General features: G+C 70.3%; 19 protein-coding genes. 5 read left to right on the top strand and 14 right to left on the bottom strand.

What is annotated here, in order from left to right:
- Positions 1-198 precede the first annotated feature (198 nt).
- Entirely contained in the window at positions 199-1,746 is a 1,548-nt protein-coding gene (locus tag MKW14_RS26625) for a DUF4192 domain-containing protein (protein WP_240866183.1), read from the bottom strand.
- 145 nt (positions 1,747-1,891) lie between these two features.
- Between MKW14_RS26625 and MKW14_RS26620 the strand changes: the two genes are divergently transcribed.
- Together MKW14_RS26620 and MKW14_RS26615 are read left to right on the top strand one after the other, a co-directional pair.
- Positions 1,892-4,057 carry a RecQ family ATP-dependent DNA helicase gene (locus MKW14_RS26620; RefSeq protein ID WP_240866182.1) on the top strand — a complete coding sequence of 722 codons (2,166 nt, stop codon included), beginning with the start codon at positions 1,892-1,894 and terminating at the stop codon, positions 4,055-4,057.
- A gap of 333 nt (positions 4,058-4,390) precedes the next feature.
- Positions 4,391-5,026: a hypothetical protein gene (locus MKW14_RS26615; protein ID WP_240866181.1), complete on the top strand. Its 636-nt coding sequence runs from the start codon at positions 4,391-4,393 to the stop codon at positions 5,024-5,026.
- A 428-nt stretch (positions 5,027-5,454) separates the two neighbouring features.
- Here MKW14_RS26615 and MKW14_RS26610 read toward each other — a convergent pair whose 3' ends face one another.
- From MKW14_RS26610 to MKW14_RS26600, 3 genes are all read right to left on the bottom strand, one after another.
- Positions 5,455-6,096 carry a hypothetical protein gene (locus MKW14_RS26610; protein WP_240866179.1) on the bottom strand — a complete coding sequence of 214 codons (642 nt, stop codon included), beginning with the start codon at positions 6,094-6,096 and terminating at the stop codon, positions 5,455-5,457.
- Positions 6,097-6,164: 68 nt separating this feature from the next.
- Positions 6,165-6,866, bottom strand: a complete 702-nt coding sequence (gene rnhB, locus MKW14_RS26605; RefSeq protein ID WP_208783773.1) for a ribonuclease HII — start codon at positions 6,864-6,866, stop codon at positions 6,165-6,167.
- An 82-nt stretch (positions 6,867-6,948) separates the two neighbouring features.
- A complete protein-coding gene (locus tag MKW14_RS26600; protein WP_240866177.1) occupies positions 6,949-7,572 on the bottom strand; it encodes a TetR/AcrR family transcriptional regulator in 624 nt (207 codons plus the stop codon).
- A 186-nt stretch (positions 7,573-7,758) separates the two neighbouring features.
- On the opposite strand from MKW14_RS26600, the gene MKW14_RS26595 reads away from it, so the two are divergent.
- The gene (locus MKW14_RS26595) at positions 7,759-9,306 is read left to right on the top strand and encodes an MFS transporter (protein WP_240866172.1); all 1,548 of its coding nucleotides are present in this window, start codon (positions 7,759-7,761) and stop codon (positions 9,304-9,306) included.
- Positions 9,307-9,576: 270 nt separating this feature from the next.
- Here the strand turns inward: MKW14_RS26595 and MKW14_RS26590 are convergent, their stop codons facing one another.
- The 3 genes from MKW14_RS26590 to MKW14_RS26580 all read right to left on the bottom strand — a co-directional run bounded on the left by MKW14_RS26590 (position 9,577) and on the right by MKW14_RS26580 (position 11,912).
- Positions 9,577-10,503 (bottom strand): ADP-ribosylglycohydrolase family protein, encoded by a 927-nt coding sequence (locus tag MKW14_RS26590; protein WP_240866171.1) that lies wholly within the window; start codon positions 10,501-10,503, stop codon positions 9,577-9,579.
- A gap of 12 nt (positions 10,504-10,515) precedes the next feature.
- A complete protein-coding gene (locus MKW14_RS26585; protein ID WP_240866168.1) occupies positions 10,516-11,175 on the bottom strand; it encodes a histidine phosphatase family protein in 660 nt (219 codons plus the stop codon).
- A gap of 131 nt (positions 11,176-11,306) precedes the next feature.
- Positions 11,307-11,912, bottom strand: a complete 606-nt coding sequence (locus MKW14_RS26580; RefSeq protein WP_240866165.1) for a YdbC family protein — start codon at positions 11,910-11,912, stop codon at positions 11,307-11,309.
- Positions 11,913-12,072: 160 nt separating this feature from the next.
- On the opposite strand from MKW14_RS26580, the gene MKW14_RS26575 reads away from it, so the two are divergent.
- Positions 12,073-12,606, top strand: coding sequence for a TerD family protein (locus MKW14_RS26575; protein ID WP_240866163.1), 534 nt, complete (start codon positions 12,073-12,075; stop codon positions 12,604-12,606).
- A gap of 7 nt (positions 12,607-12,613) precedes the next feature.
- Here MKW14_RS26575 and MKW14_RS26570 read toward each other — a convergent pair whose 3' ends face one another.
- The 3 genes from MKW14_RS26570 to nrdR all read right to left on the bottom strand — a co-directional run bounded on the left by MKW14_RS26570 (position 12,614) and on the right by nrdR (position 17,159).
- On the bottom strand, positions 12,614-13,345 hold the full coding sequence (locus tag MKW14_RS26570) for a DUF6215 domain-containing protein (protein ID WP_240866161.1): 732 nt from the start codon (positions 13,343-13,345) through the stop codon (positions 12,614-12,616).
- A 192-nt stretch (positions 13,346-13,537) separates the two neighbouring features.
- A complete protein-coding gene (locus tag MKW14_RS26565) occupies positions 13,538-16,432 on the bottom strand; it encodes a vitamin B12-dependent ribonucleotide reductase (protein ID WP_240866159.1) in 2,895 nt (964 codons plus the stop codon).
- A 166-nt stretch (positions 16,433-16,598) separates the two neighbouring features.
- On the bottom strand, positions 16,599-17,159 hold the full coding sequence (gene nrdR, locus MKW14_RS26560) for a transcriptional regulator NrdR (protein ID WP_240866157.1): 561 nt from the start codon (positions 17,157-17,159) through the stop codon (positions 16,599-16,601).
- Positions 17,160-17,722: 563 nt separating this feature from the next.
- Here nrdR and lexA point away from each other — a divergent pair.
- Positions 17,723-18,502, top strand: a complete 780-nt coding sequence (gene lexA, locus MKW14_RS26555) for a transcriptional repressor LexA (protein ID WP_240866155.1) — start codon at positions 17,723-17,725, stop codon at positions 18,500-18,502.
- A gap of 158 nt (positions 18,503-18,660) precedes the next feature.
- Here the strand turns inward: lexA and MKW14_RS26550 are convergent, their stop codons facing one another.
- The 4 genes from MKW14_RS26550 to MKW14_RS26535 form a co-directional block, all read right to left on the bottom strand.
- Positions 18,661-20,637, bottom strand: a complete 1,977-nt coding sequence (locus MKW14_RS26550; RefSeq protein ID WP_240866153.1) for an ATP-dependent DNA helicase — start codon at positions 20,635-20,637, stop codon at positions 18,661-18,663.
- Between the two features lie 285 nt (positions 20,638-20,922).
- Positions 20,923-21,741 carry a GNAT family N-acetyltransferase gene (locus tag MKW14_RS26545; RefSeq protein WP_374116600.1) on the bottom strand — a complete coding sequence of 273 codons (819 nt, stop codon included), beginning with the start codon at positions 21,739-21,741 and terminating at the stop codon, positions 20,923-20,925.
- A gap of 91 nt (positions 21,742-21,832) precedes the next feature.
- Positions 21,833-23,902: an IucA/IucC family protein gene (locus tag MKW14_RS26540; RefSeq protein WP_240866151.1), complete on the bottom strand. Its 2,070-nt coding sequence runs from the start codon at positions 23,900-23,902 to the stop codon at positions 21,833-21,835.
- Between the two features lie 85 nt (positions 23,903-23,987).
- On the bottom strand, positions 23,988-25,535 hold the full coding sequence (locus MKW14_RS26535; RefSeq protein WP_240866302.1) for a diaminobutyrate--2-oxoglutarate transaminase family protein: 1,548 nt from the start codon (positions 25,533-25,535) through the stop codon (positions 23,988-23,990).
- Between the last annotated feature and the right edge of the window lie 154 nt (positions 25,536-25,689).

Below are 25,689 nucleotides of genomic sequence, written 5' to 3'. Positions count from 1 at the left end.
GCTCCGCCCGTGCAGGCGCTCCGCCACTCAGGTGAACGCGGCGGGGCTCCTCCGGGTCACGCCCGCGATCGGCCACGCCGACCGAATGGCGGTGAGTGCGCCGACCGCTCCCGACCACCGGCCGCGGTCGGCACTCCACGACTACCGCTCGTCCACCGTCACCGCGAGGGCCGTCCCCCAAGTCCTCCCGGCCGTCGCTCACGCCTCCCCCTCGGTACCGTCCCCCGCCAAGCGCGCGCTGCCGGGGCGGTTGTCACGGTGGCGCGTGGACTGTTTGCCGGAGGTACGCGGGCGCGTGCTGCCCTTTCGCGCGGCGCCCGGACGAGTCCCCTCGGCCCTCGACGCCTGCGAGCGGGGAACGCCCACGGTGCTCTTCACACCGTCCGCCGCCCGTGCCACACGGGCCCGTCCGCCGACCATGGCGCCTGAACGGGACCGGCGTCGCGATCGCCCGTCCTCCTCCGGCGCCGGGCGCGGCTCAGCAGCCTCAGCCGCCGTGGACACAACGGCAGCCTCCTCACCATGCGGGACCGGCCCGCGGACGCGATCCCGGCGTTCCGCGCGCAGGCAACGCCGGATCGACTCCGGGTCCAGGTTCTCGTTGCAGGCCTGGTGCAGAAGGCGGGCGAAGAGATAGTCCTGATCCGCGCCGAGCGCCATGGCGAGGGCCTCCCGGGCCTCGAGGTCGTCTCCGGACGACCAGGCGACCCAACCCGCCAGGGTCAGCGGTGCTGCGGCGTGCTCTCCGTAGGGTCCGACGCAGCGGCGGGCGAGAGCCCTCCAGAGCCGCAGCGCGGGAGCGGCGTCGTCGCCCTCCATCCATTCGGCCGCCCGGTCTCGGGTGGCGCGGTCCTGCAGGCCGAGGATCAGCGTCGCGGCCTCGTCGTACCCGAGGAGTTGGTCGTCGCGGATGTCCGCCGCGAGGGCCCCGGTCACCGGCGCGGCCTCGGCCAGGCGGCGCATGATCCGTTCGGCGAGCTCGAGCGTCTCCTGGGCCACGTCCGCACGGTTGGCGTCGTCGAGGATCCGTGGGACCACGGCCATGTTCGCGGTGTCCAGGGCGATCTCCTGCTCCAGGGCGGCCGCGGTCTCCCATGGCTGCAGCCTGGCCCTCAGCTCGCGCAAGGTGCCGCGCACCTGAAGGCCGGCGTAGGTGGCCGCGGCGGCCAGGACCGAGGTGCCGGGCAGACCCATCGGCAGGCCGTCGGACGGACAGCAGACCTCGTTGCTGCAGCAGTACGACCAGAAGCGGCCGTCCGAGACGCACAGCGCCTCGATCACGGGCACGTCCAGCTGACCGCACTCGATGCGGAGCTTCTGGGCCAGCGGGCGCAGTCGCTCCATGACCTGGCGGCCGGACTCGCCCTGCGCGGGTTCCTGGCAGAGGTAGGCGACCATCTGCTCGGGCCGGTCTCCTCGGCGCTCGCTCCCGGTGACCAGGCCATGGGCCAGTTGCCGCGCGACGGATGGCCAGTCGTCCGCGTTCGCGGGAATGCCGAGCCGGGCGCGGCCGCCGAACCGGCCCTGTCCGTCCCTGTCGTGCAGGGCGACGAGGACGATGCTGTCCTCGGGGCGGTAGCCGAGCAGATACGGCATGGCGTCGGCCAGTTCGGCCGGGGTGCGGAGCGTGACCTGGTGCTCGGGGCCGTGGCTGTCGTACGCGGTCGGGCCGGCCTGCCCGGCGGTCCTTCCGTTTTCGATGCTGCCGTTTTCGGGGGATCCAGTGCTTTCGCTGTGATTCGTCATGCGCAGACGATCTCGCGGATCCCGAAGTTCCGCTTTGCCCTGTGGATAACCCTGGACAGGGACACCTCAAGGCCCGTCATCGCCCCGGCAACGTGCCGCCCCACCCTGGTCCGGATTGTCAGTGGCGTCCTGTTGGATGGAACGCATGGAGCACACGAGCAACGCGGAACTGCGGGCGGCCGCCGACGCGGTCCTCGCCCGACTGGTCGGGGACACCAGCGGCGCGGCCCGGCTGCGTGAGGACCAGTGGCGGGCGATCGAGGCGCTGGTCGCCGACAGACGCCGGGCGCTGGTCGTGCAGCGCACGGGGTGGGGCAAGTCCGCGGTGTACTTCGTGGCGACCTCGCTGCTGCGTGCCCAGGGCAGCGGTCCGACGGTGATCGTCTCCCCGCTGCTCGCGCTCATGCGCAACCAGGTCGAGGCCGCGGCCCGGGCCGGAATCCATGCAAGGACCATCAACTCCTCGAACACAGAGGAGTGGGAGTCGGTTCAGGACGAGATCGCGGCGGGCGAGGTCGACGTGCTGCTGGTCAGCCCGGAGCGGCTCAACAATCCGGACTTCCGGGACCAGGTGCTGCCCAAGCTCGCCGCCGCGACCGGGCTGCTCGTGGTCGACGAGGCGCACTGCATCTCCGACTGGGGCCACGACTTCCGCCCCGACTACCGACGGCTGCGCACCATGCTGGGCGACCTCCCGCCGGGGGTTCCCGTACTGGCGACCACGGCGACCGCCAACGCCCGGGTGACCGCGGATGTCGCCGAGCAGCTCGGCACCGGCGGTACGTCGGACGCCCTGGTACTGCGCGGTCCGCTGGACCGGGAGAGCCTGACCCTGGGGGTTCTGCGGCTGCCGGACGCCGCACACCGAATGGCCTGGCTCGCCGATCACCTGGACGAGCTGCCGGGTTCCGGGATCATTTACACGCTCACAGTGGCCGCCGCCGAGGAGGTCACCGCCTTTCTCCGGCACCGCGGGCACACGGTCGCCTCGTACACCGGCAAGACGGAGAACGCCGACCGACTGCAGGCGGAGGACGACCTCCTCGCCAACCGGGTGAAGGCCCTGGTCGCGACCTCCGCGCTCGGCATGGGCTTCGACAAGCCGGATCTCGGCTTCGTGGTGCACCTCGGCTCGCCCTCCTCCCCCATCGCCTACTACCAGCAGGTGGGCCGCGCCGGACGCGGTGTCGAGCACGCCGAGGTGCTGTTGCTCCCGGGCAAGGAGGACGAGGCGATCTGGGAGTACTTCGCGTCACTGGCCTTCCCGTCGGAGGACCTCGTGCGCCGCACGCTGGACGTCCTCGTGCGCGCGGACAGGCCACTCTCCCTACCGGCCCTGGAGCCGCTGGTGGAACTGCGCCGCTCCCGCCTGGAGAGCATGCTCAAGGTGCTCGACGTCGACGGTGCGGTCAAGCGGGTCAAGGGCGGCTGGATCGCGACCGGCCGCCCCTGGACGTACGACGCCGAGCGGTACGCGTGGGTCGCCCGGCAGCGTGCGGCCGAGCAGCAGGCGATGCGCGACTACGCGTCGACGACGGACTGTCGGATGGAGTTCCTGCAACGCCAGTTGGACGACGAGGGGGCCAAGCCCTGCGGCCGCTGCGACAACTGCGCGGGAGCACGGTTCACCGGCGGCACGTCCACGGCCGCCCTGGACGCTGCGCGGGACGATCTGGGCCGGGCGGGCGTGGAGGTGGAGCCGCGTCGCATGTGGCCGACCGGGCTGCCGGCGATCGGAGTCGACCTCAAGGGGCGCATCCCGGCCGGCGAACAGGCCGCCGCCGGAAGGGCGTTGGGCCGTCTGTCGGACATCGGCTGGGGGAACCGGCTACGCCCGATGTTCGCTCCCGAGGCTCCGGACGGACCCGTGCCGGACGACGTGGCGAAGGCTGTCGTGAGCGTCCTCTCCGACTGGGCCAAGGGCCCCGGCGGCTGGGCCCCGGGAGTCGCGGACGCGCAGCCGCGTCCGGTCGGTGTGGTCGCCGTCCCCTCTCGCAGCCGACCCCGGCTGATCGGTTCGCTGGCCGCCCGCATCTCGGAGGTCGGCAGACTGCCGCTGCTGGGTTCCGTGGAGTACACGCAGGACGCGACCCGCGTTCCCCGCAGCAACAGCGCCCAGCGTTTGAAGGCACTCGACGGCGCGCTGACCGTGCCGCCGGCTCTGGCCTCCGCCCTGGTCGGGGCCGGCGGTCCGGTGCTGCTCGTTGACGACTTCACCGAGACCGGCTGGACCCTGGCGATCGCGGCCCGCCTGCTTCTCCGTGCCGGTGCGGAGGGGGTGCTGCCGCTGGTTCTGGCCGTCCAGGGCTGACCACCGTCCAGCAGCGCCCGTGCGCGACAAGCCTGGTCCGCCCCGCCGATCGGCGCCCCCTATGGACGACCTATGCCCCAACGGTGTACGAACGCGAGGTGAACGGTCACCTCACGCGTCGCAACACCGCGCTCTGGGTAGGGATATAAACCACAGACCGTCAGATACCGGTCAGTGGCCCCAATTGCTCGTTGCCGCATCCAAGTTCGACAGCAAGAATTGAACTCCGCTCCCCGCACGGCTCGCCCGTGGTCCGGTAGGGCTCTGCTGCGGTGCGCGCTCCCCCGAATCCGACCCAGCCCGCAGTGTGGGCACGTAGCCGAAGGGAGGACCGTGACCTTCGGATTCGCTCCGTCCTCCGCGGCATCCACGTCGACGTCTGCCGACCTGTCCGCCGCATCCGTCAACCCCCTTGTCCGCATGCTCGAACCGGCGGAGTGGGCCGCCGCGGGAATCCCGCTGCTGCGCAACCCCCGCGAGGTCGTCAGCGGTCTGCACTCCCGGCACCGCCCCGAACCCGCGACCGCGATCGTGGCCGTGCTCGATCCGGACGAACGGCTGCGGGCGAGCGCCTCGTTCGTCCGCCGTCCGGCCCCCGCCGACGGCTGGATGTTCCGCAACGCCCTGCTCGCCCAGTTGCGCCGGGTCATCCCGCACGACCTCCGCCGCCGCACCCCGGTGCGCACCGCGGTGCTGCTCTACTGCCGCGAGGGCGACTCCCGTTGGACGGAGGAGGACGGCGCCTGGATGTGGGGCCTGCGTGACGCGTGCACGCTGCACGGGCTGCGCTGCGGGGCGTACATCACGCTGACCCGGGACGGCTGGCAGGTGCTCGGCGAGGGGCGCGGTGGTCGCCGTCCGAGCGCGGACTCCTCGCCGGAACCTTTCGCCATGTCCGAGGCGCCGCTTCCGCTGCCCCGCACCGGCGGTGCCGCCTCGGAGGTCCTGCGCCGCGCCGCCGCCCGCTGATCGCATCACGGGGCCGCGCGGCCCGGACGGCACGCCTTCTCTTGTACGCCTGCGCGGCCCGCACGACCATGACCGGGTACATACGCCGGTCACGCCCGGCCGCGCTCCGTACGACTGCTCACCGCACCCGGCCTGCCCGCGCCGGCTCAACCCGCCTGCCAGGGCGAAACACGGCAGGTCCGTCCCTCACGGGCAGACTCGACCGAGCATCCCGATCGGTTGGTTGTGCGCATGCCCGAGTGACCGCCCCACCAGGTCCGTGAGCGACCGACGCGACCGCGCGGCGGCGGCCGCGAAGTCGGACGGAGACATCCCCACCCGGCATCCCCCGCTGAGGTCGTGCGCGCACGCGGAAGCGTCCGCCGTGCCGATGTCACCGCACCGGCACCCCTGCCGCCTGGGTGTCCCCCCGGACGTACCCGGGGGGCTCAGACGCCCGCGCCCAGTACCGAGTTGATCTGCTGCGGGTCGCCGCAGACGATCAGCAGGGCGCCGGCCCGGGCATGGGCCAGCGGGAGGGCGGTGGCGGCGGCAGTGGCGGGACCGCCGTTGACGGCGACCACGACCACGGGACGCGAGGTGGCGCGCGAGGCGACCGATACGTCGGCGTAGAAGACGTCGTCGCCCGCGTCGTGCTGTTCCCAGTAGGAGGCTTCACCGAAGGACAGCTCGTGGGCGGCCCACGGGTGCTGCTCGCCGGTGGTGATGACGAGTACGTCGCCAGGAGCGCGCCCCGACTCGAGCAGCAGGTCCACGGCCTCTTCGGCGGCGTCGAGCGCACCGTCGACCGAGGCGGGGATCAGCTGGATCTGCGGGGTCGCCGAAGCGGCGACGGGGGACGCGGGAGCGGCCGGGCCAGATGGTCCGGGCTTGGCCGCGGCCGTGTCGCGCGACGTACGTTGCACCGGCGGAGTGGGCCGGTGCGGACCGGGACGACCGGGCCGCGGCGGGGCCGCGGGACGGGGACCGGGTACGGGACGAGGGGTCGGCGCGGTGCGGCCACTGGCCGGAGTGACGCGGGGACCCTGGGCACTCTCGTGAATCTGAGGCTCCTCGGGAATGAGAGGCATGGGCTGATATTTATCAAACGTTGGTACGGCGGGCGTGGGCGGGTGGCACATGAGTGCGGGCGGAATCGTCAGAAATCGAAGCCGAGCTGCCCCTCGATCTCCGGAACGCTTCCGTCCGCCCAGCTGCGGGCCTTCTTGAGGTGACGCCACTGAGGCAGCGCATCAAGATACGCCCACGACAACCGGTGGTACGGGGTGGGCCCCCGCACCTCCAGTGCGGCCTTGTGCACGGGCGACGGATACCCGGCATTGTCCGCAAAACCGAAGTCTGCATGGTCGATACCCAGTTCGGCCATCATTTTGTCGCGCTGAACCTTGGCGATCACCGAAGCCGCCGCGACCGCCACACACGAACGGTCGCCCTTGATGACCGTACGGACCCTCCACGGGGTCCCCAGGTAGTCGTGCTTCCCGTCCAGGATCACCGCGTCCGGCCGGACCGGAAGAGTCTCCAGGGCCCTTACGGCGGCCAGTCGCAGGGCGGCCGTCATGCCCAGGTCGTCGATCTCCTCCGGGGAGGCGTGGCCCAGCGCGAACGAGGTCACCCACTTCTCCAACTCCTGGGCGAGCGCGGTGCGCCGCCTGACGGTGAGCAGCTTGGAGTCGGTGAGGCCTTCGGGGGGCCGGCGCAGTCCGGTGACCGCCGCACAGACGGTGACGGGGCCGGCCCACGCGCCGCGCCCCACCTCGTCGACACCGGCAATGATCTTCGCCCCGGTCGTGGCGCGGAGTGAGCGCTCGACGGTGTGAGTAGGTGGTTCGTACGGCATGGCGCCCTTAGCGTACGCCCCGCGGATCACCCGGCGACACCCCGCCTTGCCAAAGTCATGTCAGAACCGACGCCCCCTGCCGTCAGGCGCCGTCGGGACGCAGCAGCGGGACCATCAACTGGTCGATCATCTCCTCGATGTCGGGGTCGGGCCATTCACTTCCGCGCATCTTGTTGCGGTACATCATCATGGCCGGGATGGCGTCGAAGACATAGCTGTTCGCCGCGTCGGGCCGCACCTCGTGCCGCTCTATGCCGCGCTCGATGACCTCACGGAGCAGTCTGACCGTGGGCTCCACGATCCCGTTGGTGATCACGCTGTGGAAGCGCTCGGCCTGCATCGGATCGCACTCGTGAATGACGGAACGGACGGCGGAACCGGGGCGCGAGAACATCGCGTCGCGCGCTTCGCGACAGAGGGCCAGCAGGTCCTCGCGGACACTGCCGAGATCGGGCGCCTCCTCGAAGCGGGGCAGTCCGGCCTGCAGCGCGTCCGCGACGAGGTCCTCCTTGGAGGGCCAGCGCCGGTACACCGCGGCCTTTCCGGTCTGGGCGCCTGCGGCGACACCCTCCATGGTGAGGCCGTTCCAGCCGACCGTACTGAGCTGGTCCAGGGCGGCATCGAGGATGGCGCGTTCGAGCACGGCGCCGCGCCGACGGAGGGAGGCCGCCTGAGCGGGGGCGGCCGTCCAGCGCGAGGTAACCATCTGAGTGTCTCCAGCGGGCATGGGGAGCGGGTGTTTCGGGGGCGGAGTCGCACCGCGCGGCAACGACGGGGGACTCGCCGCGCGACGCCAATTCAAGTGAACGCTTGCGTTCACTATCGGGGACTCACTACGGTTGACGTAACAGTGAACGCGAGCGTTCACTAACGTATTCGTGGGGGACCCATAGTGACAACCTCTCAGTTGATCAAGGACCAGAAGCCAGGTGCGGCGCGCCGGGACGGGCGTCCCGGTATCGCGCTCGCGGTCATCGCGGCCTGCCAACTCATGGTGGTACTCGACGCGACGATTGTGAACATCGCGCTCCCGCACATTCAAGACGCACTGCAGTTCAGCACCACGGACCTCACGTGGGTGGTCAGCGCCTACACACTCACCTTCGGCGGCCTGCTGCTCCTGGGCGGCCGGGCCGGTGACATCCTCGGCCGTCGCCGGGTCTTCATGACCGGCATCCTGCTGTTCACCTTCGCCTCGCTGCTCGGCGGACTCGCCCAGGAGCCCTGGCAGCTGCTGGCCGCCCGTGTCCTGCAGGGCATGGGGGGCGCGATCGCCTCGCCCACCTCGCTGGCACTCATCACCACGACGTTCCCGGAGGGACCCGAGCGCAACCGGGCCTTCGGGGTCTTCGCCGCGGTCTCCGCGGGCGGTGGTGCGATCGGCCTGCTCGCGGGCGGCATGCTCACCGAGTGGCTCGACTGGCGCTGGGTGCTCTTCGTGAACGTGCCCATCGGCGTGGTGATCGCCCTGCTCGCGCCGCTCTACATCAACGAGTCCGAACGCCACACCGGGCGCTTCGACATCGCCGGCGCCCTGACCTCGACGGCCGGGATGGCATCCCTCGTCTACGGCTTCATCCGCGCGGCGGACGCCGGCTGGCGGGACAGCCTGACCATCGGCTCCTTCGCGGCCGCCGTGGTCCTCCTGGGCTCCTTCGCCCTCGTCGAGTCCCGGGCCAAGGAACCGATCACCCCGCTGCGGATGTTCGCCGACCGCAACCGCTCCGGCACGTACGTGATCATGCTCAGCCTGGCCGCTGCGATGTTCGGCATGTTCTTCTACATCGTCCTCTTCGTACAGAACGTGCTGGGGTACAGCCCGATCCAGGCCGGCCTCGCCTTCCTGCCGGTGACCGTCGTGATCGCGATCGGCGCGGGGCTGTCGCAGCGCTTCCTGCCGGTGCTCGGCCCGAAGCCGTTCATGGTCACGGGCTCGGCCCTCGCGGTGATCGGGCTGGCCTGGCAGACGCTGATCAGTTCCGACAGCTCGTACGCGGGCGGAGTGCTCGGTCCGATGCTGGTGTTCGGATTCGGCATGGGCCTCAACTTCGTGACGCTCACGGTGACCGCGGTCTCCGGGGTCGCCCAGCACGAGGCGGGCGCGGCCTCCGGGCTGCTCAACGCCATGCAGCAGGTGGGCGGTTCGCTCGGCCTGTCCATCCTGACCACGGTGTTCGGCTCGGCGAGCAAGGACGAGGCGCGCAAACAGCTGCCGAAGTTCCTTTCCGACGGTTCGGCGGAGCAGAAGGCGGAGTTCGCCAAGACGCATCAGCTGCCCGGCACTTGGGGGCACCAGGTGCTCGCCCACGGCATCTCGATGGGCTTCGTGGCGGCCGCGGCCATGGCCGTACTCGCTCTCGGCACCGCCTGGCTGGTGATCCGGGTCCGCAAGAGCGACCTGGAGGCGCTCGCCGGCACGGCGACCCCGGGAGCGGTCTGAGCGGCCGACACCCGCACGAAGCCGCGGATGGCCGGGCCGGGTCCAGGGGACCGACGGCGAGGACGTCGGCCCGGCCATCCGCACACCGCGCGCAACGCGCCAGAACGCCCACCGCATGACCACCCCCGGAACTCCCCTGCCCAGCCACATCCGGCCCGAGACGGGACCGTCACCTGGCACAACGGTCGGATGGTCACGCAGAGTTCCCGACGAACACGAAGAGTTTTCACCGGACCTTGCCATCCTGGTGGCCGGCCCCTCTGGCGGGCGTCACGGGGTGTGGGGCACCCAGCCCGGCAGAGCCTCCGTCACCCAGCCCGGCAGAGCCTCCGTCCGCTCCGCCCATGCGGCCGGCGGCACACCCGCCTTCCCGGCGGCGATCACACCGCCCACGATGGCGCAGTTGGTGTCCACGTCCCCGCCGACCTGCGCCGTCGCCCAGAACGCCCGCTCGTAGTCGCCGAGCGTCCGTGCCGCCGACCACAGGGCGAAGGGCACGGTGTCATGGGCCGACGTACGCCGTCCGCAGCCCAGCACGGCGGCCACGGTGGCCGGATCGTCGTAGTCGAGCATGTCCCGCGCCCGCCGCAGTCCCGCGCCGACGGCGCTTTTGGGGACGAGCTCGACGACACGGTCGAGAAGGGCCTCCGGGCTCGGCAGGCCACCGGGCGAGGCGGCCAGCGCGGCCGCCGCGGCCACGGCCATGGCCCCCACGACGGCCTCACGGTGCTGATGGGTGGGGTAGGCGGAGATCTCCGCCTGATGGGTCGCCTGCTCCGGGTCGTCCGCGTACCAGGCGCCCAGCGGGGCGATCCGCATCGCCGCGCCGTTGCCCCAGGACCCCTGCCCGTTGAAGAGCTCCGCGGCCAGCTCTCGCCAGTCACCGCCCTCGCGGACCAGCCGCAGCAGACGGTTGACGGCCGGACCGTATCCGCGGTCGAAGTCATGGTGCTCGGCGAAGGAAAGCGCCAGGGCGTCCTGGTCGACGCGGCCATGGGCGGCGAGCACGGCGACCACGGAACAGGCCATCTCCGTGTCGTCGGTCCACTGCCAGGATCCCGGCGGCAGCTCACGCCGCTTCAGCAGCGGATAGTTCGCCGGTACGAAGAACTGGGAACCCAGCGCGTCCCCCACCGCCAGTCCGCGCAGGCTGGCCAGAGCGCGCTCGAGGCGCTCTTGAGAGGAGTCAGGGGTCATCGCTCGGCCACTCTATCCGGTGATCCCGTACGGCTCCGGATCTCGCCAGCGTTCGAAGGGACGGTCAAGCGTGTACTTGCCGTCGTCCCCGAGAACGAGCATCCGCATCTCCGCGTTCCCTGGATTGGACAGCGACTCGAACTCCGCGACCGTCCAGTGGAACCAGCGCATGCAGAACAGCCGCATGGCCAGGCCGTGGGTCACCAGCAGGACGTTCGGCGGGTGGTCGGGGGCCTCGAAGCTGCGGAACAGGCTCTCCAGGAAGCCGCCGACCCGGTCGTAGACGTCGGCGCCGGACTCGCCCTGGGCGAAGCGGTAGAAGAAGTGGCCGTACGCGTCCCTGTAGGCCTTCTGCAGCCGGACGTCGTCGCGGTCCTGCCAGTTCCCCCAGTCCTGCTCGCGCAGCCGGGGTTCCTCCCGGATCCGTATGAGGTCGGGGTCGAGATGGAAGGCGCGCAGGGTCTGGTGCGTACGGCGGTACGGCGAGACGTACACGCTCACACGCTCGCGTCCGAATACCTCGCGCAGCCGTTTCCCCGTCTCCTCAGCCTGCTGCCAGCCGCGGTCGGTGAGGGCGAGGGCGTGGTCGGGTTCACGCTCGTACACGGTGTCATCAACATTGCCCGTTGACTCTCCGTGCCGGACAAGGACGATGCGCCGTGGTCGTGCCATGCCAAAACCCTAGATCGAGTGACGGCCGATCGAGCACTCGTACGGGCCCCATACGGCGTAGGTCACACAGTTTTCGCATCACAGACCCCGCTGAGAGCACGATTTTCGCGTCCATTTCTCAAACCCACACCTCAGACGATCCAGGTCGGCTCGAGGGCCACGATGTCTCCCGTGAGCGACGCGACGTCCGCCTCCGTCTGGGCCCGCAGCGCGAGCCGCTCCACCCGCTCGGTTCGGTACTTGCCGTGTTCGGCCGCCGAGTGCCACATCGACAGCACCATGAACTCATGTCCTGGCGCCTCGCCGAACAGCCCTCGGATCATGCCCGGGGAGCCGGCCATGGCGGGGTTCCAGACCTTCTCCTGCATCAGGGTGAAGTGTTCCGCGCGTTCCTCGTGCACCCGGCACAGGGCGACACGCAGCAGATCGGCGTCCGTGAAACGCGGTTCGAAGCCGGTCTTCACGTCGAAGCGGTAGTCGAAGAGCCTCACCTGGGCGTCCTTGAACGTGCCGGACTGGGCCGCCGCCAGCCGGTCGTGCGAACGGGCCATGAAGGAGTCGTAGAAGGAACGGCTCTCCCAGAACGAGAAGATGTGCGCCACGCTCGGCCGCCCCCGGCTCCAGCCACCACCCTGTCCCCGAAACCCCGGCTCCCCCAGAAGCCCCGCCCACTTCCGCTGCCCCCGCTCGAACCCGCGGCGGTCCACCACGGTGCAGCGAATCCACTTGACCAGCACCGCGCCATGGTAAGGCCACGGAGCGTGGCGCAGGTCACGCTCCGGCGGACAGCTCACGCGCGCGTGTGCGCGCACACGTGGCAGGATGGGCAACTGGCCTTGTGCGCCCGGGGATTCGGGCCGCAAGGAGGACACGGGGAGACGGGGAAGGGGAGCTGTGGTGAACGGCCTCAACAAGGGGATCCGCAAGGCCGAGATCGCCCTCAAGTGGGATCCGAGTCCGGCGGGTCAGTCGCCCACCGATCTGGACATCGTTGCCGCCACCTACCCGGTGGGCGAAGCGTACGGCGATCCGGCCTACGTGGTGCACTTCGACAGCCGCTCTCCCGACGGCACCATCTACCTCAACCGGGACAGCAAGGACGGCAAGGGCTTCGGCTGGGACGAGGTCATGACGCTGGAGCTGGACCGGCTCAGCGACCAGTACGCGCGCGTGGTCGTCGGCGTCGTCATCCAGCAGCGCGCGGCGCACCGGACCTTCGTCAGCGTGGCCAACCCCGGCCTGCGCATACGGGAGGGCTACACCGTGCTGGCCGAGGACGACTTCGGAGACGTCCTCGGGGCTACGGCGGCCACGGTCGGGGAGTTCGTGCGGGACGAGTCGGGCTCCTGGGACTTCCGTCCGGGCGTCCACGGTCACGAGGACGACCCCGCGACGTTCACCCGGACCATGGGCCGGGTCGACCGGCCCTGACCTCCGGTCAGTCGGCGGTCCACCCCGGGGCCGTCGGCAGCACCTTCTCGGCGACGCGGAACAGCGCCGCGTCGTCGGGTGTCGCGAAGTCCTGACGCCAGACGGACACCTCGAAGAACCCGCCGCCGTCCTTGGCATCCTTGGCGACGACCAGAGTGCGGGCGATGCCTCCGGTGCCCGTGTGAACCTTGCCGCCGCCCAGGTTGAAGCGCAGGGCGGTGGTGTGGTCCGAGTACAGGGCCGCGGGGTGGCCGAGGAAGCTCCTCTTCTGGACGGTGCCGCCGAGGAAGTCGGCGAGCTCGGACACCGGCAAGTCGTCGTCGGACGCGGAAAGCTCCAGGGAGTAGGTCTTCAGGTCGACGTCCGCCTCCGGGGAATCCGTCTTGGTGCCGTCGGCGGAGGTGAACGTACTCACGTTGCCGCTGGCACTGATCGCCTGCTCGTCCGGCGTGCCGAGGAGCGTCGGCAGGTCGGAACGGTTGAGCGCCGTGCACAGCTGTGCCGCGGAGACGTGCGCCGCCGACTTGGCGTCATGCGCGGTGTCGCAGACGGCGGGCTTGGTGTCACCCGCCGCGTCCCGGCCTCCCCCCAGGAGCCACAGCGCGCCCCCGAGGCCGACGACCACCACGATCGCCGCGATGACCTGCGCCCCGGTGTTCACGCTCTTCTCGGGCTTGCTGCCGCCCGTTGCGGGCTCACCGCCCGTGTTCTGCTTGGTGTCGGCGAATTCGTCGACCATGTCCCCCACGTCCCCCACCCCGATGTTCGCGCCGGTCGTGCGCCGGGGGAGCGTAACCTGTGATCCTTCTGTGGGGAAGTGGAATTCTCAAGCACACGAAGGCGGCGTCCTGAGACGGCCGACCCTCCCGTACGACGCGAAGGGCGGTGACACCGGAGTCCCGGTGCCACCGCCCTGACCGGCTAGGTCACATCAGCTGCAGCCGCTGGTCGACCCGCAGCCCTCGCAGATGTAGCAGGAACCGGCCCGCTGCATCTTCGTACCGCAGGAGAAGCACAGCGGGGCGTCGGCCTGGATGCCCAGCTGCATCTCGACCAGCTCGGCGCTGGTGTGGGCCTGCTTCGGAGCGGGCTTGGCCACCTGCACCTCGGCACGCGGCGTGGCGACGGCCTTCAGCTCCTGGGCGCGGGGCGCCGACTGGGCGAGGCCCTCGACGTCGACCTCGTCCTCGGCCGGTTCGTAGGACCCGGTCTCCAGGTGACGCTGGCGCTCCTCGGCGGAGTGGATGCCGAGCGCGGAGCGCGTCTCGAACGGGAGGAAGTCCAGCGCCAGGCGGCGGAAGATGTAGTCGACGATCGACTGCGCCATCCGCACGTCCGGGTCGTCCGTCATACCGGCCGGCTCGAAGCGCATGTTGGTGAACTTCGAGACGTACGTCTCCAGGGGCACGCCGTACTGGAGGCCGACGGAGACCGCGATGGAGAAGGCGTCCATCATGCCCGCGAGAGTCGAACCCTGCTTGGACATCTTCAGGAAGACCTCACCGAGACCGTCGTCCGGGTAGGAGTTGGCGGTCATGTAGCCCTCGGCGCCGCCGACCGTGAAGGACGTCGTGATGCCGGGGCGGCCCTTCGGGAGGCGCTTGCGGACCGGGCGGTACTCGATGACCTTCTCGACCGTCTCACGGATGGTCGCCTCGGCCTTCTCCGTGACCTCGGCCTTCTCCTTCTCCTTGGTCTTCGCGGAGAGGGGCTGGCCGACCTTGCAGTTGTCGCGGTAGATGGCGAGCGCCTTGACGCCCAGCTTCCAGGCCTCGAAGTAGATCTCCTCGACCTCCTCGACGGTCGCCGACTCCGGCATGTTGACCGTCTTGGAGATGGCGCCGGAGATCCACGGCTGGATCGCGGCCATCATGCGCACGTGGCCCATCGGGGAGATGGCCCGCTCGCCCATCGCGCAGTCGAACACCTCGTAGTGCTCGTGCTTGAGGCCGGGGGCGTCGATCACATTGCCGTGCTCGGCGATGTGGGCGACGATCGCCTCGATCTGCTCCTCCTGGTAGCCCAGGCGGCGCAGGGCCTGCGGGACCGTGCCGTTGACGATCTGCATGGAGCCGCCGCCGACGAGCTTCTTGAACTTGACCAGGGCCAGGTCGGGCTCGACGCCGGTGGTGTCGCAGGACATCGCAAGACCGATGGTGCCGGTCGGGGCGAGGACGGACGCCTGGGAGTTACGGAAACCGTTCTTCTCACCGAGACGCAGCACGTCCTGCCAGGCCTCCGTGGCGGCGGCCCACACCGGGGTGTCCAGGTCGTCCATGCGCACGGCCGTGGCGTTGGCGTCGGCGTGCTGCTTCATGACGCGGTTGTGGGCACTGGCGTTGCGCGCGTAGCCGTCGTACGGGCCCACCACGGCGGCGAGTTCGGCGGAGCGCTTGTACGACGTGCCGGTCATCAGGGAGGTGATGGCGCCGGCCAGGGCACGGCCGCCGTCGGAGTCGTAGGCGTGGCCGGTGGCCATCAGCAGGGCGCCGAGGTTGGCGTAGCCGATGCCGAGCTGGCGGAACGCGCGCGTGTTGTCGCCGATCTTCTGGGTGGGGAAGTCGGCGAAGCAGATGGAGATGTCCATCGCGGTGATGACGAGCTCGACGACCTTGGAGAAGCGCTCGACGTCGAAGGACTGGTGGCCCTTGCCCTCGTCCTTGAGGAACTTCATCAGGTTCAGCGAGGCGAGGTTGCAGGACGTGTTGTCCAGGTGCATGTACTCACTGCACGGGTTCGAGCCGTTGATCCGGCCGGACTCCGGGCACGTGTGCCAGTGGTTGATGACGTTGTCGTACTGGATGCCCGGGTCGGCGCAGGCCCAGGCGGCCTCGGCCATCTTGCGGAACAGGGCCTTGGCGTCGACCTCTTCGATGACCTCGCCGGTCATCCGCGCGCGGAGGCCGAACTTGCCGCCCTGCTCGACCGCCTTCATGAACTCGTCGTTGACGCGGACCGAGTTGTTGGCGTTCTGGTACTGGACGGAGGTGATGTCCTCGCCGCCGAGGTCCATGTCGAAGCCCGCGTCGCGCAGGGCGCGGATCTTCTCCTCCTCCTTCACCTTCGTCTCGATGAAGTCCTCGACGTCCGGGTGGTCGACGTCGAGGATGACCATCTTCGCGGCCCGGCGAGTGGCGCCACCGGACTTGATGGTGCCGGCGGAGGCGTCGGCGCCGCGCATGAAGGAGACCGGGCCGGAGGCGTTGCCGCCGGAGGACAGCAGTTCCTTGGAGGAGCGGATGCGGGAGAGGTTCAGGCCGGCGCCGGAGCCGCCCTTGAAGATCATGCCCTCTTCCTTGTACCAGTCGAGGATGGACTCCATGGAGTCGTCGACGGACAGGATGAAGCAGGCGGACACCTGCTGGGGCTGCGGGGTGCCGACGTTGAACCAGACGGGGCTGTTGAAGCTGAAGATCTGGTGCAGGAGGGCGTACGCCAGTTCGTGCTCGAAGATCTCGGCGTCGGCGGGCGAGGCGAAGTACTTGTAGTCCTCGCCCGCCTTCCGGTACGTCTTCACGATGCGGTCGATCAGCTGCTTGAGGCTGGTCTCGCGCTGCGGGGTGCCCACGGCACCGCGGAAGTACTTGCTGGTGACGATGTTGACCGCGTTCACCGACCAGAAGTCGGGGAACTCGACGCCGCGCTGCTCGAAGTTGACCGAACCGTCGCGCCAGTTGGTCATGACGACGTCACGGCGCTCCCAGACCACCTCGTCGTACGGGTGCACGCCGGGGGTGGTGTGGACGCGCTCGATACGCAGCCCCTTGGTCGCCTTGGTGCCCTTGGCGCGGGAACTCCGTGCCGGACCGCTCGCCGTCTCTGTCATGCCGCCTCCCTGTACGGGCTAAAACGCCCTGAAGTGCCCCGTTGTTCCCGTGGCACGGTGTTCTGTCTGGTGTCGCGGGCACCCACTCGCTACGCCCGCAACAGGTCTTCGATCGCCGCCGTCCAGCCGGACACAGGGGTCTGCGCCCCGTGTTCCGGCCCGCCGATCAGTCGGCGGCGTGCGCGGGCTCGGGAACCTGCGCGGTTCCTCCGGGCCCGATGTCGTCTTCCCGGCTCCCCGCGCCGGCGTCCTCGCGGTCGTCGTCGTCCGCGCCGGCGCGTCGCGTCCCCTCCCTGAGTTCCGCGATCGCGGCCTCGAAGTCGTCGAGCGAGTCGAACGCCCGGTAGACGGAGGCGAATCGCAGATACGCGACAAGGTCGAGTTCCTGCAACGGGCCGAGTATGGCCAGCCCCACGTCGTGGGTGGTCAGCTCGGCGCTTCCGGTGGCCCGCACCGCCTCCTCGACCCGCTGGCCGAGCTGGGCGAGGGCGTCCTCGGTGACAGGCCGCCCCTGGCACGCCTTGCGCACACCGTTGATGACCTTGGTACGGCTGAAGGGCTCGGTGACTCCGGACCGCTTGATCACCATCAGTGAGCAGGTCTCCACCGTCGTGAAACGACGGGAGCAGTCAGGACACTGACGGCGCCTGCGGATCGACGTGCCGTCGTCGGTCGTACGACTGTCGACGACGCGGCTGTCGGGGTGCCTGCAGAAGGGGCAGTGCATGATCTCCCAACCCTCCTCACAGCAGACTCAATAGCCTCGCTGAGCCCCATGGGCCCCTCGAAGCAGCCCCAAGCATAGGCGATGGTCATGGGTGCGGAGACCCGGGGGACCACAACTTCTGGGCTGCTGCTGCAATCCAACCACTAGATGTGGGGATTGGCTCATACATGCACGCCGTACGCGCGTGTCGCGCGCACATTGGCATGCGCCATACGACTGCTCCGCCGCACGGAATGCACACGCGCGCAGGCGTACCGTTACGGCACTTGGGGAGATACCGTGGGCGCCACAAGGAGAGGGCGTGCGACTCCCGCAGAAATGGGGGCCGGTTCCCGGTTGCCGGGACGCCGGATGGCAGACTGGCACCAACCCACGAGGCCAGCACCCAGGCGGTGAAGAGTACAACAATGAGCCCTTTTGCCCGCTAGGTGCCGCGTTAGCCATACACCCAGACACGTGATCGCGTAAGGCGATCCGCGTTTTTTCACTCGAACGTGTGTTTGGCGCAACCTTTCGAAAGCAACTACCGTTGTCCAGCAGGGAGACCATCGAGAGGGGCCGACGTGACCACCACCGCAGACAGTGCCACCATCACTGCCCAGGACCGCTCCCAGGGCCGACTCGAGCCGGTGCATGCGATGAACGAAGCCGTGAATCCCGAGGGGCACAAGCGCTCCCTGCCGGGCCGACCTCCAGGCATCCGGGCCGACAGCTCCGGACTCACCGACCGGCAGCGCCGGGTGATCGAGGTCATCAGGGATTCCGTCCAGCGGCGCGGCTACCCGCCGTCGATGCGGGAGATCGGCCAGGCGGTCGGCCTCTCCAGCACCTCGTCCGTCGCGCACCAGCTGATGGCACTGGAGCGCAAGGGCTTCCTGCGCCGCGACCCGCATCGCCCGCGCGCGTACGAGGTGCGCGGCTCCGACCAGGGCGCCACCGCGCAGCCCACCGACACCGCCGGGAAGCCCGCCGCGTCGTACGTCCCGCTGGTCGGCCGGATCGCCGCCGGTGGCCCGATCCTCGCCGAGGAGTCGGTCGAGGACGTCTTCCCTCTCCCCCGCCAGTTGGTCGGCGACGGCGAGCTGTTCGTTCTGAAGGTCGTCGGCGACTCGATGATCGAGGCCGCGATCTGCGACGGCGACTGGGTCACCGTGCGTCGTCAGCCCGTCGCGGAGAACGGCGACATCGTCGCCGCCATGCTCGACGGCGAGGCTACCGTGAAGCGCTTCAAGCGCGAGGACGGCCATGTCTGGCTCCTCCCGCACAACTCCGCGTACGAGCCGATCCCCGGCGACGACGCGACCATCCTCGGCAAGGTGGTGGCGGTGCTGCGGCGCGTGTGACGGCCGCGGCGGGCGGCCCTTCGTGGCGGCCGCCCCCCTGACCGGGCCCCGGGACCCCTGCGCCGGTTCCGGGGCCCTGTGTTGTGTCCGGCCCCGGTGGCCGGAGATCGAGAACGGGTGGGTAGTCTGACGCGGCGCCGCGTCAGACTACCCACCCGTCATTCCGCCTCCGCCTTCCTGGCGGCCGCGTCGATCGCCGACAGGGACTTCCGGACCTGGTTACGGTCCGTCGTGTACCAGAAGTCGGGCAGTGACGCCTTCAGATAGCTGCCGTACCGGGCCGTGGCCAGACGCTGGTCGAGTACGGCCACCACACCCCGGTCTCCCGACGCGCGTACGAGGCGGCCGGCGCCCTGAGCCATGAGCAGCGCGGCATGGGTGGCGGCGACCGCCATGAAACCGTTGCCCCCGGCGTCCTCCACCGCCTTCTGGCGGGCGCTCATCAACGGGTCGTCCGGGCGCGGGAACGGGATCTTGTCCATCACGACCAGTTGGCAGCTGGGGCCCGGGACGTCGACACCCTGCCAGAGCGACAGCGTGCCGAACAGACAGGTCTGCGGGTCGGCCGCGAAGTTCTTGATCAGCTCCCCCAGGGTCTCCTCGCCCTGCAGCAGGATCGGGAACTCCGGGATCCGGGAGCGGAGTTCCTCGGCGGCGAGCTGGGCCGCCCGCATGGACGAGAAGAGGCCGAGCGTACGGCCGCCCGCCGCCTGGATCAGCTCGGTCAGCTCGTCCAGCATGTCCGCCCGGTCGCCGTCACGCGCGGGGCGCGCCAGGTGCTTGGCGACATACAGGATGCCCTGCCTGGGATAGTCGAACGGGGAGCCGACATCCACGCCCTTCCACTTGGGCAGGTCCTCGCCCTCCCTGCCCTCGGGGGCGAGTCCGAGCGAGGCGCCGACACCGTTGAAGTCGCCGCCCAGCTTCAGCGTCGCCGACGTCAGGACGACGGACCGGTCGGCGAACAGCTTCTCCCGCAGCAGGCCCGACACCGACATGGGGGCGACGCGCAGGGAGGCGCCGAACCGGTCGTGGCGCTCGTACCAGACGACGTCCCACTCACTGCCGTTGGTGACGCGCTCCGCCACGTCGTGCACCGCCTCGACGGACGCGAGCGCCTGCTTGCGGACCGCGTCCTCGTCCTGCACGGACTTGTCACGGGTCGCACCGATCGCGGAGATGACCGTGCGGCAGGCGTCGCGCAGCGCCATGAGCGCGTAGCCGAGGTCCTCGGGGATCTCCTCCAGGCGGCCGGGAAGGGCCAGCTCCATGAGCCGCTCAAAGCCCTCGGCAGCGGTCTGGAGCTGGTCGGCGGCCTTCTCGTTGGCCAGCTTGGCGGCGCGGCGCACCGCACGGTTGACCTGGCCGGGTGTGAGCTCGCCGGTGGCGACGCCGGTGACGCGGGAGACCAGTTCGTGCGCCTCGTCGACGATCAGCACCTCGTGCGGCGGCAGGACGGGTGCGCCCTCGATGGCGTCGATGGCGAGCAGCGCGTGGTTGGTGACGACCACGTCGGAGAGCTTGGCGCGCTCGCGTGCCATCTCGGCGAAGCACTCGGCGCCGTAGGCGCACTTCGACGCGCCCAGGCACTCCCGGGACGAGACCGACACCTGAGACCAGGCTCGGTCGGAGACGCCGGGGGTGAGGTCGTCACGGTCGCCGGACTCGGTCTCGTCGGCCCAGTCACGCATCCGCAGCAGGTCCTGGCCCAGCTTGCTGGTGGGTGCGGCCGCCTCGAACTGGTCGAACAGGCCCTCTTCCTCGTCCTGGGGAACGCCCTCGTGGAGGCGGTGCAGGCACAGGTAGTTCGATCTGCCCTTCAGCATCGCGAACTCCGGACGGCGGCGCAGCAGGGGGTGCAGGGCCTCGACCGTGCGCGGCAGGTCCCGCTCGACGAGCTGACGCTGCAGGGCGAGGGTCGCCGTCGCCACGACGACTCTCTCCCCGTGCGCGAGTGCGGGCACGAGATAGCCCAGCGACTTTCCGGTGCCGGTGCCGGCCTGCACCAGCAGATGAGAGCCGTCGTCGATCGCCTCCGCGACGGCTTCGGCCATGGTCACCTGGCCGGGGCGCTCCGTACCGCCGACGGCAGTGACGGCGGCATGCAGGAGTTCGGGGAGTGAGGGCTTCGTCATAGCGCGACCACCCTACGGCGCGGGACTGACAAACGGGTGATCAAGGCGGGGACGTTGGGCGGGATCAGGGCCGGGTGCGCCGCGACCTGGTTCGGATCGGACCGCTTCGGACCGTCAATGACCGTCGACGGATGGAGTGAGTGCCGTTCTGGAGGGGCGAGAGCCGCTGTCGCTCGGTTTCGGCATCGGTTCGGTGATTTTCGGCGTCGAAGCGGTCGGCGCTGCGAAGTGGGAACCGGATCGGCTCGGGCGGTGTACCAAAAGTGACGATGGCGTGGCACCGCGTCACAGCAGATCGCGCAGCAACCGGTCTCGGACCATGAGAGCGGCCCGCTTGGCGGGCAGCTCCACCTCGGCGGAGAACCGGAAGCCGGCGCTCAGGAAGGCGGCGATGGAGGGGGTGTTGCGAAGGTCGGGTTCCGCGACGACGCGCGCGCAGACGGAGCGCCTGTCGAGTGCGAGGTCGGCGACGGCTCTGAGCAGGGTGCTGCCGAGACCTCGCCCACGGTCGGCGACAGCACCGATGAGGAGGTGGATTCCGGTGTCATGAGGTCGGGCGGGATAGTGGCGGGCCAGCGGGTCGAGGTCCGCCCGGTAGATCTCCCAGTAACTCATCGGGGTGCCCTCCAGCACGCCGAGGCACGGGACGCTGCGTCCGTCGCCGGTGCACTGGGCGCGCAGGTGGTCCTCTGTCACTGACGGAGGCCCGGCCAGCTTCCAGAACTCGGCGACGGCAGGGTCGTTCATCCAGCGGCTGACCAGCGGAAGGTCCCGCTCGATGTGCACGGGGGCGAGGTGGAACACGCCCACGGGTGTGGTCACAGGGCCCCAGTCGGCGACGTCGTCGAGGAGGTCGCCGCCGATCGAACCGGTGTGGACGGGCGCGGTCCCGGCCTCACACCGACTCGGTGCCTCTGCGGCCAGGCGTTCCTCGTCCTCGGGGAAGAGCGCGATCAGTTCCTCGGGCAGGCGCAGTTCCAGCGTGTCCTCGCTGTCGCTGTCCGTGCTCACGGTGCCGCCGCCGCTCCCGTCCGGAAGGGGGCTGGTGTCGGTACGGGGAGCAGGGGCGGGCGCTGGCTGTGCGTCGGCGTCGGTGGAAGACACGGCGACGCTCCTCTCAGGAGTGCGGGTGGGGCATGTTCCTCAGCGACGAATGGAGTTGGTGCTCAAGGAAAAGGTGTGCGACCAGCTGTTCTCACAGACGGAGGGGATTGGCGATGGTGACGTAGACGGACTGGGTGTCGACCGGGCCGACGAGTTCGTCGAGGCCGTGCAGCCGGGTCAGCAGGTTGGCCTTGCAACGCAGGACGGGCGAGTCGAGCAGGTGGGCCGGGAGCGAAGTGCGCAGTCGGCCAGGGCCGGAGGCGACGTCGCCGAGGAAGCGGCGGAAGGCGGCGAGCAGCAGCCCTTCGTCCGCCAGGCGCTGGGAGCCGAACGCCCCGATGAGGCCGAGAACGTTGTTGATCGCGAGGTAGTACGCGAAACGCTCGTCGGTGACCTCGTCGGAAACGAAGGTGTCGCTGCGCTCGCCGATGCCGGGCAGCCGGGCATCGAGTTCCGTGCGGCGGGATTCACGGAAGTAGTAGCCCTGGTTGTCGCGGTAACGGCCGCCTGCGGGCCAGCCGTCGGCATCCAGCAGAAGCAGCGTGTTCTGCTGGTGGGCCTCCAGGGCGATGCCTGTCTCCGCGTCCAGCCACAGCACGGGACGGACGACCTGCTCGAGGTAGCGCAGGAACCACTCGGCGGCCACGGCTCCACGCGGACGTCCCGTCCGAAGGGCGAGGCGGGTGACAACCGTCGCCAGGCGGGACCGGATCGGCTGCGGGTCGGCCTCCGGGCGGTGGGCGGGACGGTGGGCCGGGCTCGCCTCAGGGCCGGACAGGGCCAGTGGCCGGGGTGCGACGAGTCCGGCCACGCAGGAGACGTCGTCGGAGGCGCGGAACGGGTTGTGCCGGATCACCACGTCGAGGCCGGGCACCGGTTCGCCGTCCGGGGTGTCGACGGCCAGCCAGGCCGGGTCACGGACGATGTCGAATCCCGGGTGCTCGGCCCGCCACTGCTGCGACAGGCCGCTGCGCAGCAGACGGTGGACCTCGACGCCCCGGTGCAGTTCCTTGCGGAGGTTCTCGCGACGGGAGTTGGTGATACGCAGGCCCAGGGAGAGTTTGAGCATGGCCGGGGCGCCGGTGCGGTGGACGGTGCGTACGGAGGAGGTGGGGTGCCACGGGGAGCCGTGGATGCCGAGGTCGCGGAGCAGTCCGGCGTCGAACAGGGGCGAGGCCTCGGGGCGCCGGCGGACCTCGCACAGTTGCCAGGGGTGGAGGGGAAGGGCCGCATGGCCGTCCGGCAGCGCCAGTTCGGCCTCGGCGAGTCGAGTGGTGAGCTGTGGGGCGGGGACTGGGCGGCCGTGTTCGGTCCAGGCGGAGTCGGTGGCGAGCAGGGAGGGAGCGACGGCCAGCCAGTGCAAGGGAAAGGAGCCGCGCAACTCCGGTGAGTACAGGCGCGCTTCGTACTCGGACAGACCTTCGCGGCTCTTCGGGGTGGGGTGCAGTGGGTGCCCGAGCACGAGTGCCTGCTCGGCGGAGAGGAAGAGGTCGGGGCCGTCGGAAGGGTGCTCCCGGCGTTCACGGATGAAAGTGGCGGTACGACGGGAGGAGTCGGCTACGCGGGTGACCAGGTCGATAGCGGTCGAGGAGAAGGGAGCGGGAGTGGGCGGTGCGCCGGCGGTGCGGCGTGTGGATGTCTCGCGGGCGAGCAGGGCGGCGAGGGTGACGGCATCGACGGGCGGTGACTGTTCGGAGGAGCCGGCGAGGCTCGGGAGGCCGAAGCGGTGCCATCCCGAGGGGGACCAGTAGCGGACCGGGACCAGCAGTGCCGTGCCGCTGGCGGGGAGCGGGATGCGGAGCGTGCCGCTGTCAGGGGCCGGGAGGTTGGTCTCGCGGACCCAGCAGCGGACAAGGTTCTCGATGGCCGCGGCGTCGGCTGCGGTGTGTGGATCGGGGTGATCCAGGAGGTCGGCCACGCCGTGGGACGGATCTTCGGTGAACTCCGGTGGGTTGGCTGGGTCCGCTCCGCTCGTCCACGACGGGACCCTTCGTTGCTCGGGGACCCTGCCCTCCTCCACGCCCGATCCGCGCCGCTGTCCGGTTGTTCCCGCCGGTGTGGGCGGGTTCGGGTCGACACACGGTTCGTCGGTGGCGTCGTGGGAGGCCGTGGCAGGTCCGGGGGTCTCCGGAGTGGGGGTGGTGTTCAAGGCGGTCCTCATGGGTGGCTCTGACTCGCAGGGTGGCGAATCGGGGTGCTGCGTCACGGAGGTTCAGGTCGGCCTGGTGACCAGGGGCGCGCGAGCGTCAGTCGCCGCGCCAGCCTGCCTTCTGGGCTCGCTCGTCCTGCCCTCGGCGCGGGGAGGCCGCGTTCGAGCGGCGGGGCGGGGGCGGTCCCCCGGTATGGGCTGTGGCTGCCGCCGCCACGGCGTCGGCCAGACGATCGAGCACGGCGGCCGCCTGCTCGTCACTGATCGTCAGTGGTGGAAGCAGACGTACGACACTGGCGTGGCGACCGCCCAGTTCGACGATGAGACCGCGCCGCAGGCACTCCCGCTGGACGGCGGCCGCGAGGTCGGGAGCGGCGGGGCGGGGGCCTTCGGACCACGGAGCGGGAGTGGCGGTCGCACCGGCCTCGAATGCCACACCGGGCCCGCGGACGGGAGCGGGCTCACCGGGTTCATCGAGCTCACCGGCCGCACCATCGCGAATGCCGGCGTCAAAGTCACCGCCCCCGTCGTCTTCCGCTGCCACGAACTCGACCCCGATCATCAGCCCCCGCCCCCGTACCTCCCCCACACACGCGAAGTGCCGACCGAGCTGTCGGAGTTGGTCCAGCATCCGGGTGCCGAGTGTTGCCGCTCTGGCGGCGAGGTCGTTCTCGCGGACGTAGGAGAGGGTCGCCGTGCCCGCGGCCATGGCGAGTTGGTTGCCGCGGAAGGTGCCGGCGTGGGCGCCGGGCGGCCAGACGTCCAGGTCGTCGCGGTAGACGATCACCGCGAGGGGGAGGCTGCCGCCGATGGCCTTGGAGAGGACCATGACGTCAGGAGTGACACCGCTGTGCTCCACCGCCCAGAAGGTTCCCGTGCGGCCGACGCCCGTCTGCACCTCGTCCGCGATCAACGGAATGGCCCGGGCGGCCGTGACCTCGCGCATCCGCCGCATCCAGACGTCCGGCGCGGGAATGACACCGCCCTCGCCCTGGACGGGTTCAAGGATCATCCCGGCAGGATGCGGCACGCCCGATTTGGGGTCATCGAGGACGGACTCCGTCCAGCGCGCGGCGAGTTCGACGCCCTGAGGTCCGCCGATGCCGAAGGGGCAGCGGTAGTCCTGCGGGAAGGGCAGCCGGGCGACCCGCACGTCGGGGGCGCCCCCGGATGCGGCCAGGGCTCCGGCGGTCATGCCGTGGTAGGCGCCGGTGAAGGCGAGGATCCCGGTACGGCCGGTCGCGGCCCGCACGAGTTTCAGCGCGGCTTCCACCGCGTCGGTTCCGGCCGGTCCGCAGAACTGCACGCGCGCGTGGTCGGCGAGCCCGTGGGGCAGGGTGCGGAACAACTCGGTGACGAAGGCGTCCTTGACGGGTGTCGCCAGGTCGAGGACGTGCAGGGGTGCGCCCGAGTCCAGAACCTTGCGGATCGCTTCGAGGACGACGGGATGGTTGTGTCCCAGGGCGAGCGTCCCCGCGCCGGAGAGACAGTCCAGGTAACGGCGCCCGTCGGCGCCCTCGATGGTGAGTCCCCGGGCCCGTACGGGAACGATCGGCAGGGCACGCGCATAGGTGCGCGCCGCCGACTCCCGCGCCGACTGACGGCGAAGGATGGCTTCATACGCGCCCCGCGCCGACGCGGAGATCCCGCCGGTCGCGCCGACGCCCTCGGACGCGCTCCCCTCACACGCAGACTCGGCCACGACCTCATGTCCTCCCGCCGGGGACCGCCCACGGACAGCAGAACCCCCACCGCTACAACCCCCTTCGCCGCACCGGGTTACGGGACGCTTCAAGATC

Source organism: Streptomyces gilvus, assembly GCF_022513565.1.
Lineage (GTDB): Bacteria > Actinomycetota > Actinomycetes > Streptomycetales > Streptomycetaceae > Streptomyces > Streptomyces gilvus.
Note: the sequence above shows the minus strand (reverse complement) of the source record. Positions and strands in the feature narration are given on the sequence as shown.

Coding starts and splice junctions, on each gene's coding strand:
- MKW14_RS26625 (WP_240866183.1), bottom strand. CDS start 1,746: ATGACGAATCACAGCGAAAGCACTGGATCCCCCGAAAACGGCAGCATC.
- MKW14_RS26620 (WP_240866182.1), top strand. CDS start 1,892: ATGGAGCACACGAGCAACGCGGAACTGCGGGCGGCCGCCGACGCGGTC.
- MKW14_RS26610 (WP_240866179.1), bottom strand. CDS start 6,096: ATGCCTCTCATTCCCGAGGAGCCTCAGATTCACGAGAGTGCCCAGGGT.
- rnhB (WP_208783773.1), bottom strand. CDS start 6,866: ATGCCGTACGAACCACCTACTCACACCGTCGAGCGCTCACTCCGCGCC.
- MKW14_RS26600 (WP_240866177.1), bottom strand. CDS start 7,572: ATGGTTACCTCGCGCTGGACGGCCGCCCCCGCTCAGGCGGCCTCCCTC.
- MKW14_RS26590 (WP_240866171.1), bottom strand. CDS start 10,503: ATGACCCCTGACTCCTCTCAAGAGCGCCTCGAGCGCGCTCTGGCCAGC.
- MKW14_RS26585 (WP_240866168.1), bottom strand. CDS start 11,175: ATGGCACGACCACGGCGCATCGTCCTTGTCCGGCACGGAGAGTCAACG.
- MKW14_RS26570 (WP_240866161.1), bottom strand. CDS start 13,345: ATGGTCGACGAATTCGCCGACACCAAGCAGAACACGGGCGGTGAGCCC.
- MKW14_RS26565 (WP_240866159.1), bottom strand. CDS start 16,432: ATGACAGAGACGGCGAGCGGTCCGGCACGGAGTTCCCGCGCCAAGGGC.
- nrdR (WP_240866157.1), bottom strand. CDS start 17,159: ATGCACTGCCCCTTCTGCAGGCACCCCGACAGCCGCGTCGTCGACAGT.
- MKW14_RS26550 (WP_240866153.1), bottom strand. CDS start 20,637: ATGACGAAGCCCTCACTCCCCGAACTCCTGCATGCCGCCGTCACTGCC.
- MKW14_RS26540 (WP_240866151.1), bottom strand. CDS start 23,902: ATGAGGACCGCCTTGAACACCACCCCCACTCCGGAGACCCCCGGACCT.